Consider the following 8,058-nt stretch of genomic DNA (forward strand, 5'->3'; position numbering starts at 1 on the left):
TTACAGGGTCTGGGGTCTCGTGAAGAGAACCGGCAATCAGTTCAGGGTTTCAATGCAACTGAGGAAGTTGTCCGGGCGCTTTGTGAAAGCCTCTCACTCTGTCATCCCGGACTTGATCCGGGATCTTGCTTTTGATCTTATCCAAAGGACTGGACTTATCTTGCATCCCCTGCCTCTCTTATTCTAACAAACAACGAAGAACCAAGGACGGCTCTTCACAGCGATCAGCGGGTTCTCCGCTTTTAAGCGCTCAGCGGCTCTCATAACCGGGATGCTGAAACAAGTTCATGACAGATTGAGACGCTTTCGGAATAAGCATTCTTTGTCATTCCACGGAGCCTGCCCTGAAATGCTCTTGTTCAGGGTCATCCCGAACTTGTTTCTGGATCTGGTTTTGATCTTATCCAAGGACGGCTTTCTCTCAAACACGGCGAGATACGATTTTTGATCTTGATTTTCTAACCTCTATCCTCACACTACTAAACTCTTTGCGCATAACGTTTTCAAAGAACCTCCAAGATCATGCCACCGATGATTGCAATCATCACGCTAGCCAGTGTCCCGATAAGATAGTACTCGGCAAAGTCTTTGTTATCGAAGTTCTTGAATCTTGCCAGAGATTTCGCGGCAATGACAATTGTTATGGAAGCCACGTTTCCCGTGAGGTAAAGTGTTAGAACTAGAAGTCTTTCGAAGATGCCGATCGCTTTTCCCGTTCTCACATTATCTAGAGAGGAGCTGTTTCCAACGATTCTCTCAAGGTAGTCCGGCTGGTTCTTGTATATCAGGTCGAAAAGCTTTCTTATGAATACCGCTCCCGCAAAGAGAACATATAGATAGACAATAAGTACGGAAAGCATTTTACTAACCGGAAGTACGGCTAAATCTAGTCCTGTATGAAAATCTATCCAAACTATAAAGGCAGAAAAGCTTCTGGCTATTGTAAAACTGGAAATCGGAACAAGAAAGACGATCAACATTAGATGAAGAAGTTGGTCAATAATAAACATCGAAAACCTGGTAGCCGGGCCACGTTTACTTTCAATGCTGGACTTGAAGACGTCCAGAAGTATGTGGAACAGTGAAAGGACTACACAATACAGAAGCACATCCATGAGTCCGAAGGGCATCATCAAGACTAAAAGCGTCAAGAAAACAACGATCCAGTGTTTCAGGAAGCCTTTTGCCTGTTGCTCGCTTTTTTCCTTTGCAGTGTTGTCTGTTTGGAACAAGAAATCGGCGAGTACATGAGCCAAGATCGAAAGAGCTAAAGGTATCATGAATCCATTCATATTTGCCTCCATCCAGTTCCAGAAAGATACTCACTAATCATGATAAACACCGGGGTTAAACTTAACCGCTTTATTTAACTGAGATAAAGATAATTAACTTTAGTGTACACATATAAATCTATATAGGTTTATATTTTCAACGAAAGAGAGATCAATCTCGCCAGTTCCTTTTCCGCCACCCTGACCACGTTCCAGCCAGCTTTATCACAATGCTGCTGCACGGCCGGAGCAGTAACTCCCAGAACCCTGGCCGCCTTCTCGTAGGTCCCCTCCCTTTCATATACATGAACGGCCTGCCACTGCTTTTCAGTCCAGCCGCTTTCAATAGTCTCCAGTAGAGAAAGAGACGTGTTCAGTGCAGTGGATAAAAGTTCATCACTGCAAAGAAAGAACGTGTTAGAAACCCTTGATTTCTTTGCCATGTCAAGAGCGTCTCTTGCGCTGAAGAAAACCTCTCCGCTCAAATCCCACGAAGTGCCAGCCTTTTTAAGTTTGTCATCTTCTATTTCGCCGATGCTCATCCCCACCCTAAGGCTAAAGGCCACATAACGTATCTTAACCTTCGCACCAGCGATACGATGACACTTAGATCAGATACTACGCCTTGAATTTCGTCGCCTCTTGACAGTGCGAACGACTTGACGAGATGCTCTCCTGCGAAGGAAGCAAGAGTCTGCTCAATTCTCTCAAATGGAAGCACCTGCTTTCTGGACTGAATAATGTCGGCGGTAATGACCGCATAAAGGCCCATTTATTTCACACTCCATTTATCGAAGAACGGATCCAAACTGATTGTAGCACAGTAGTCTCCAAGACCTGTACAGGAACGCTTCAATTGGGAAACTGGGTTCTCAGAGAAAAACCTGCTACGTAACGCTCACTCATGACTTTTTCGAGATATGGATCAGCAATCTAGAACCACCTAACATGACGACTGACAGACAGTGTATCTGCTGCCCAAAATTGTGAAAGCGTATGACAATCCGTAAAATTCATGCATAGAACCGCGTTGAACAGTTTACTTGAGGTTTCTAGTCTTCCCACCAATTTCATTTAGTGGACACGTAAAAACCTTCGCTCTTGAACTATTCGCGACAGGTACGCTTTCGATTTCTTGACTTCAATAACCCAAAGATCTTTAGTTTCCGAAGAAACGCCCGACCTTTCAAGAGATGTTGAGTATCCGGCGCAGGCCATAGTATCCCCTTCTGAAAAAGCGGAGAGAGTTAGATCGTCACCCGAACCCCCAGAAGTCATGGATATAGGAGAATTTTCTATAGAGAAGATTTACTGTATAATACGCCATATACTGTCAGGCCATTCTGAATGCCTTCTAATTTGGCCAGAAAGGTGTCTCAAATGAAGAAATCACTCAAGTTCTGGGATCTTGTTGCTTTAGAAGTAGGTATGACTATTGGTGCAGGCATATTTGTCTATATGCCGATAGCTTACAAAAGTGCCGGGATTGGGACCATCGTTGCCTTTATCTTTGCCTTTCTTCCTATGGCGATAATAATGATAAACGTCATGTTGCTTGGATCGACACTTCCCACGACCGGTGGAACCTTCAAGTACGGCGCTTTCCTCTTTTCACCCAAAGTTGCATTCCTTGGTCTCTGGGCCTATCTCTTCGGTGCATTTGTGGGACTTTTTCCGTTGAATGCTCTGGCACTGGCATCCTACATGAAAGGAATTTGGAATGGAATTTCTGTCGTACCTGTCGCTTTGATAATTCTCACATTCTTCTATGTAGTCAATCTGCTCGGGCTGAAAACGGCTTCTATAGTAGAGATAGTATTTGTTGCTCTCCTCTTTGTAGCGATTGCCATTTACACCGTTCCGGGCGTTGCAAAAATCGACCCGAGAAACCTTGAAGGACTCTTTTCAACGGGATTGGGTCCAATGATTTACGCTTCTGCGCTCCTTACATTTACTTTCGCCGGTTCAAATGCCGTAATAGAGCTGGGCGGAGAAGTGGAGAATCCCAGAAAAAATCTCCCGCTTTCAGTTATGTTATCTCTTTCAATTGTTCTGATCTGCTATCTTTTGATGGCAATAGTCTCTTTTGGAGTGGGAGAAGAGGTAATGGCTAACGGCACTCTTAATGATGTAGCTTCGAATTACCTTAGCGGATTTCTTTTCTACGTCTTTGCATTCGGCGGTCCGATACTCGCTATCGCCACAACGATAAACGCTACATACATGTGGGGTACTAGATCTTTGCTTGCGCTGTGCAAACTTCGAGTATTCCCCTCGAAACTCGGACTGGTCAACAAGAGAGGAACACCATGGGTTTTGCTGACAATTATTTGGCTTCTCTCTTCCATTATGCTGATTTCAGTCGGCGAATCCGGCCTAAACCTATTTGCAGCCTTCGCTTCGATTGGAGGAATCGCGGTGATTATTCCCACGATGTTTGCGGTTTTCAAACTGAAGAAAAATGAAACGCTTAGAAAAACGGCTCCTGCAATTGTTAAGAAGAAATGGTTCATCTTCATTCCCATTCTCGGTGTGGTGTTTTCAATACTTATTATGCTTATTCTTCTCTACCAGGTCGGAGTGGACTTTAGCACGTCTTTCTTCCTGTTCTTTATCGTCTGGGAAGTAATCGGAATGATATACTTCATCTTCAGACTGAAATACCTGGACCGTACTGAGAAGAATGTATTCTCCAGAAATGACCTTTCGGTCTTTGATGATTGAGCTGTTGGATTTCGCTACCCCAAACTTGATTCGGGATCCGAGCTTCTGAGGAACCGTGGTTGGGGTTAGCGGGTAAGGGGTCGGAAAGAGCAAAAGAACTGATACTTCGTTGAACGGTTCTCAGTTGATCGATAAGAAGAATCGAGATTCTGAATCAAGTTCAGATGAAGGATTGTGATGTCTTCTTGATTGATAGACGCCGTCATCAAAGAAGTGATTTCTCGAGGTAGAGTAATCTTTTGTAAAAAGCACCGGCAAAGATTTCCACCTTTGCCGGTGTTTTTGCGCGTCTTGCTCTGATAGCCGATTCAGTTTCCGCAGTATCTTAACGTTTCCATTATTCTTTCCAGTACAGGCTCGTACTGAGTCCAGAAGCCTGTCTTCGCAGCAAAACCGACTGAAAGACAGTATCCATCGTTTCCCGGTTCGTAGACGTGAGAGTAGATAGATCTCTCAACATTCCATTGCGCAGCCGTAAGCTCTATCCATATTCCCGGCTCCCCGGCGATTAGCCTTTCGAATTCTTCGACAACTTCCATGTTGAGTCTTGTTTCCTCTTCTTCTTTTTCGAGGAACTCCGGTTTCACTTTAGCGATGACGAAGAAGATGTTCTCTGAGCCGGGTTCAGCATCAAACCATCTGCTTACCGGCTTCGAATTCTCATCGCCCTCCAGTTCGAGTCTGTACCCCTCCGAATCATCGAACCAGGAAGAAGGTACTTCATAGCACAGTCCGTCCGAAGAGACTTCTATCCATTCCGCAACAACGGTCTCTTGAACTACCTCTTGAGCATTCTCAGAGGGCACTTCCTCACTTTCGGACTCATTCATGAGCTCTTCCTTTCCTATCCATGGATCGAATGATACATTGTCGCTAACGGGATTTCCTGTTCCCCGGTTGTTCAGAGAAGGATGATGCGGCCCCGATATATCGCCCCACCAGCAATCGACGGCGACGGCTTCAACCGGGCTATCGTTTCTAATACCATAAACGACGTTTCCCTCGAAGACGCAATCAACAAATTCCAGAGGAACTGTCTGCTGAGATGAGATACCCACTCCTGTCGAGTTTTCCAGGAATGATAAGCCGGAGACTTCCAGATGGCCCGAACTACTGCTTACCAGAAGACCATCACCGGCAATTCGAGAGATCACTGAATTTCTTAAGATTAGAGATCCTGAACCTGTCTTGAAGACACCTGCCTTGTCTCCGTAGCCTGCATACATTATTCTGGCCCATTCGAGTTCTGCGCTGCCCTCTTCCTGTATGTAGATCGACCTCCACCAACCGGGTTCAGGAAGCGAGGCATCACCATCATGATTTGCGTCTCCTCCCGTAGAATCGTCGCGCCAGTCGGTAAGTGTTATCGGTGCCTGTTCAGTTCCTAACATCTTAAGACTTCCCGAAATCCTTAGTCCCCTATTGGCGGCAAACTTTAGGACCGTTCCGGGTCTTATCTCGAGAACTGCCCCTTTTGTGAGAGTCAGTTCTCCAGAGATGTAGAATGAATAATCACTACTCAAGCCGAAAACAACATTACTGTTTATCTCGCCTCCATCTACGTACACATCGGTACCGTTTTCTTCAAATGCGGCGAGAGTGTCATCGAAAGAAACGTTTGTAGCCAATCGAACTGCAGCGCCATTTCTAAGGAACACGTTGTTTGACAGCTCCAGATAGGAGTATCCCGAAAGAAGCTTGAGTGCTTCTCCAGAAACATCATGGATATTGGAGTTGGTCAGTGTGAATGATCCCGAACCGGCTCTGACAATACCATTCTGCGAATAGCCGATATCGACGAAGTCCAATTCAGCCGATCCGGATTCTCTAATATTTATAGAGTTCCACCAGCCCTTGACCGGCAAGGTTGCATCTGCATCTCTATTTGAGTCGCCGCCTGCGGAATCATCACGATAATCAGTGAAGAAGACGGGTTCTTCTCCAGTTCCAAGCGCGATGAGCTCCCCATCGACAGTGATCAGAGAGTTTTGAGCCATCTTAACTACAGTTCCCGGCTTGATCTCAAGTCTCGCTCCCACTGAGATTGAGGTGCTGCCGCTGAGAAGTAAGGAGAGGTGCTTAGGGACTCTCCAGACAACACTACCGCTAATAGTTGCCGCTTCTACATAAATGTCTTTGTTGTTTTCAGAGAAGTAGGTTTCGTCATCTAAAATCAGAGAAGCGTTTGCGACTGTCCTTACACCAGTATCATTGGATAGGAAGACGGATTCTTCTACCGAAACCCCGTCCGTCCTGCAGTTCAATCCGGCTTCGGAGTTTTCAGAGAAAGTCGATCTGCCGATCTTCACTCCTCCGGCAGCATTATCTGCTCTGAAGCCATCCCCTGCAACCTTCTCAATTACCGTATCTGTCATCGAAACCGCGCCAGTACTGCTCTTTAGAACCCCAGATCGATCACCGTATCCGGCGAATCGAATCACACAATGTTCGAAAGTCGCCGTGCCGTCAGTCATAATACCTATCGATCTCCACCAGCCAGGAGCGGGGGTAGTTTCTCCACCATCTCTGTTCGCGTCTCCACCAACAAGATCATCCCTCAAGTCGGTGAAGTAGATTGGCAAATCCGCTTCTCCCAATGCCTGGAGACTTCCGTAAACAAGGATTCTGTTGTTCTGTCTGAATTTGATCACAGTTCCCGGAAGAATACTTAGCGAGGCACCGGCCGAGATGCTCACATCGCCTGTTATTACCATGGAGTAATCGCCATCCGATCCCCACGAAACTGTACCGGTTATGGCGCCACCGTCCAATTGAATATCAGTGGAGTTGCCTTCGAACCTTGTTGTTACATCGGCAAATGAAGCGTTTATGCCCAACCTGACTCCAATTGTGTTGTAAGAATACTCGTTCTGAAAGTGCTCAAAGGACGAATAACCCGAAGATAGGCGTAGACCATCTCCAGAAGTGTGCGACAGAACAGAATTCGATATTCTTAGAGAGCCTGCACCGCTCTTCAATATCGCAGCCCCGTCGGAACGACCGGCATATGCAATTGTGCACCAGTCGAAAATGGCCTTACCTTCATTACGTATGTTGATAGACCTCCACCAGCCCGCTTCTGGCAAAGAACCATCACCCGACAACGCCCCTCCAACCGAGTTGTCACGAGTCTCAGTGAAAAAGATCGGGTTATCCTCGGTTCCGCTCGCCATTAGTTCTCCATCTACTGCAAGGAATGCGTTCTGAGCTATCTTGATTACGCTGCCAGGCCTAATGGTAAGGCTTGCCCCCGATGCAACCGAAACACTGCCGTTCATCAATATGGATATATTACTGGGTGCCCCCCACGTTACTCTGCCTGAAATTGCGGCAGGATCGATCTGTATTGCAATATCGTTCCCATCAAAATAGGTCTGTTCATCAACCTCGACCGAACAGCCCGCCGGGAGTCTTATCCCAATTCCGTTGGAAGATATGGTCAGCGCCTCAATGTGGACGCCGTCGGTTTTGTAGTACAGTCCAGCACCGGTATTATAAGATAGTGTCGAATACTTCACTTCCGCACTTCCTGCGGAATTGTCAATCCTCAATCCGTCACCGGTAACGTCGTGAATCGTGCTGTTGAGAATAGAAAAGGTGCCAGTGCTGCTCTTTATCACTCCTGCCATGTCACTTACTCCAAGATACCCGATTGTACAATGCTCAAAGTTCGCGGTACCTTCTGTAAGCAGGCTTATGCTGCGCCACCAGCCGCTTGCAGGAACGGTGGCTTCGCCGTCTCTGTTTGCGTCCCCTCCGACAAGATCATTTCGAAAGTCTGTGAAGTATATGGGGGCGCTTTCTTGACCGGCTGCCTCAAGATGACCGTAGACGAGGATTCTGTTGTTCTGCCTAAGCTTGATTACAGTTCCGGGCATGACTTTCAGTGAAGCTCCCGCAGCGACAACTACGTCGCCGCCCGTTACCATTGAATACTCGCTGCTTGCACCCCATACCACACTGGAGCTAATCGTCCCGCCGTCAAGATGAACATCGAGATCGTTACTTTCAAAACGGGAAGTGAAATCAGAGAAAGATGAATTTATTCCCAATCGAATACCAA

General features: G+C 46.6%; 6 protein-coding genes. 2 read left to right on the forward strand and 4 right to left on the reverse strand.

Translation table 11 applies throughout. The features are described 5' to 3' along the window. Positions 1 to 187 (forward strand): hypothetical protein (locus tag BG32_RS15905; protein WP_220660346.1); only part of this gene is annotated, 187 nt, incomplete at its 5' end. A gap of 316 nt (positions 188 to 503) precedes the next feature. On the opposite strand, the gene BG32_RS13900 is transcribed toward BG32_RS15905, so the two are convergent. The 3 genes from BG32_RS13900 to BG32_RS16830 all read right to left on the reverse strand — a co-directional run bounded on the left by BG32_RS13900 (position 504) and on the right by BG32_RS16830 (position 2,043). After that, positions 504 to 1,292, reverse strand: a complete 789-nt coding sequence (locus tag BG32_RS13900; RefSeq protein ID WP_006490054.1) for a DUF3307 domain-containing protein — start codon at positions 1,290 to 1,292, stop codon at positions 504 to 506. A gap of 128 nt (positions 1,293 to 1,420) precedes the next feature. Next, positions 1,421 to 1,813, reverse strand: a complete 393-nt coding sequence (locus BG32_RS16825; protein WP_259459761.1) for a hypothetical protein — start codon at positions 1,811 to 1,813, stop codon at positions 1,421 to 1,423. Continuing rightward, on the reverse strand, positions 1,810 to 2,043 hold the full coding sequence (locus tag BG32_RS16830; protein ID WP_259459762.1) for a SatD family protein: 234 nt from the start codon (positions 2,041 to 2,043) through the stop codon (positions 1,810 to 1,812). Before BG32_RS16830 ends, BG32_RS16825 begins: the two co-directional genes overlap by 4 nt. Positions 2,044 to 2,651: 608 nt before the next feature. Between BG32_RS16830 and BG32_RS13910 the strand changes: the two genes are divergently transcribed. Beyond that, positions 2,652 to 3,995 (forward strand): APC family permease, encoded by a 1,344-nt coding sequence (locus BG32_RS13910; protein WP_236609158.1) that lies wholly within the window; start codon positions 2,652 to 2,654, stop codon positions 3,993 to 3,995. Positions 3,996 to 4,303: 308 nt separating this feature from the next. Here BG32_RS13910 and BG32_RS13915 read toward each other — a convergent pair. Beyond that, a partial coding sequence (locus BG32_RS13915) for a right-handed parallel beta-helix repeat-containing protein (protein ID WP_147435073.1) occupies positions 4,304 to 8,058 on the reverse strand: 3,755 nt, incomplete at its 5' end.

The sequence above is a fragment of the Mesotoga sp. HF07.pep.5.2.highcov genome (genome assembly GCF_003666285.1).
Lineage (GTDB): Bacteria > Thermotogota > Thermotogae > Petrotogales > Kosmotogaceae > Mesotoga > Mesotoga prima.